We start from the raw sequence: 2,035 nt of genomic DNA, 5'->3' as shown, positions 1-2,035 counted from the left end.
GGACTTAACCGCTGAATAATCATGGTCATAATCGTTCAAAGCGTCCACTTCACTGAACTCTCCGCTTAAAAACAGCTTTCGTAACGCTGCTTTTTTTACCGCTTTTTCAGCACCAGTTGCGAGTAAAGAAGCAACAGAAAGTTCTTCGTCATCTGTCGAAGCTTCAAGCTGATTTGAATCTACTGGTTTTGGTTCAACTTGCGGTGTATCGGCTTGATGAGAAGAATCTAACTCATCAGGAGTTACAGCATCACTTTTAGAGCGAGTAAGTTCTGAGTTAGAGACTTCTAAGCCAGAGGTTTCCTTAAGAGCTGATTCTGATTTTATTGAATCAATTTTATCCGTAGAATCAACACCTTGGTCTTGTTCTAATTTTCTCTTAGACCATCGAGATAAGAAGCTACTTGCCACTTGAGCGCCCCGCACCTTTACGCTTTTTCCTACGTTGCTCAATTAATTCACCGTTACGGCCAATGAATGCTTCCATCCAAGCTTGAACGGGTAATGGCATATCATAAGAGAGTACTAAGTAGTCACCGTCCATAAAGTTGCCTGCTATGCTTTGTGAGGCTGTCAGAGARACAATATTAGGCTCTTCATCGCAGTCTAGGTTTTCTAGCACAACAAATAGCTTAGGGTTCTGAGAGCTTAAATTAAACCGATAGTCGGTACGCTCATCTCTATGGAGTTCTAATAAAGCGGTATTGGACTGACGTGCTGACAAGTCGAACCCCGACAAATGCCATTGAGTGGTTGTCCAGCGACCTGATGCTATATCTTGAGCGACCAGTAAGCAGTCGATTGGCCATTCAGTTTCATTTTTCTCTAGTGCTGCAATGTTCTCTACGTCTGAATTTGAGATACTCATTACATCCCTCATAGTTAGCGTTCTATAGACTGAGTTAAACTCTGATAATGGTACAAAGCAAGTTCCAAGCCAGATTAAGCCGCACTAAAAAGCGTCATCAAAATAATTTCGGAGCTTAGTACACTCGATGGAACGAGAATTGCTTTGTATCTACGAGTTCTCTATTACAATCCACCCTAATCCTGATGGTTCTCATACTATTAAGTCGAACTCAGTGTTCGGCGCGACTCAGGTATTATAAGAAAGCAAGGACAATGCACGTGGCTAAACCCAATATTATTAAAACCAGTGAAAACCCATTTCAAACGATGGAAGTCGAAGTCTGCGATGAATATGGGGAGAAAATGACGAAACAAATAGCCTGCGAACGCCCTTTAACTGTGATGCTGAACTGGAAAGAAATCGTCACCTTGATGACGTTAGGTTCTCGCCCTGAATCGCTTGTCCTTGGCTATCTAAAGAATCAAAGCTTTCTTTCTGATCCTGAGGCCATTGAATCCATTATCATTGACTGGGAAACACACAGTGCAGCAGTCGTCACCAATGAAGATACTCAACACCTAGACGCCGCTTTAAAAAAGAAAACGGTCACTTCTGGCTGTGGTCAAGGCACCATGTACGGCAATGTCATGAAGCAACTTGAAGACTATCAAGTTCCGCAAACTAAACTCAAGCAATCCGAAATCTACACCGCGCTTGAAGCATTAACTCATTACAACGATACCTACAAAAAAGCTGGGGCAGTTCATGGGTGTGCCGTGTGTAAAGACGACCAAGTGCTTTCGTTTGTTGAAGACGTAGGTCGCCACAACGCCGTTGATACACTTGCTGGTGAAATGTGGCTCAATGGTGAGACTGGCGAAGATAAAATCTTCTACACAACAGGTCGACTCACTTCAGAGATGGTTATTAAAGTCGCTCAAATGGGTATCCCTGTTCTATTGTCTCGTTCAGGCGTTACGCAGATGGGCTTAGACTTAGCGCAAAAGTTTGGTATCACGACAATTGCTCGCGCCAAAGGACTCAGGTTCCAGGTATTTACTGGTGCAGATAAGATTGAGTTTGATGTGAAAGGCCATTTAAAAGACTAACTCTCCCTATACTGAGGCTACGATGATCTCATTGTCGTAGCTTCTCTCAACCCCACTTTGTTTATCAAATCTATAG

General features: G+C 42.9%; 3 protein-coding genes. 1 reads left to right on the top strand and 2 read right to left on the bottom strand.

The window, feature by feature from the left end:
• Both L4C33_RS21850 and L4C33_RS21845 read right to left on the bottom strand, forming a co-directional pair.
• On the bottom strand, nt 1–411 hold a 411-nt coding region (locus L4C33_RS21850), incomplete at its 3' end, for a DUF3306 domain-containing protein (protein WP_428814485.1).
• On the bottom strand, nt 401–868 hold the full coding sequence (locus L4C33_RS21845) for a DUF3305 domain-containing protein (protein ID WP_428814484.1): 468 nt from the start codon (nt 866–868) through the stop codon (nt 401–403). The genes L4C33_RS21845 and L4C33_RS21850, both read right to left, overlap by 11 nt.
• A 260-nt stretch (nt 869–1,128) precedes the next feature.
• Here L4C33_RS21845 and fdhD point away from each other — a divergent pair, with 260 nt between their 5' ends.
• Complete coding sequence (gene fdhD / locus L4C33_RS21840; RefSeq protein WP_428814483.1) at nt 1,129–1,959, top strand: formate dehydrogenase accessory sulfurtransferase FdhD; 831 nt, start codon at nt 1,129–1,131, stop codon at nt 1,957–1,959.
• Nucleotides 1,960–2,035 lie beyond the last annotated feature (76 nt).

This window comes from Vibrio makurazakiensis, assembly GCF_050337375.1.
Taxonomy (GTDB): Bacteria; Pseudomonadota; Gammaproteobacteria; order Enterobacterales; family Vibrionaceae; genus Vibrio; species Vibrio makurazakiensis.
Note: the sequence above shows the minus strand (reverse complement) of the source record. Positions and strands in the feature narration are given on the sequence as shown.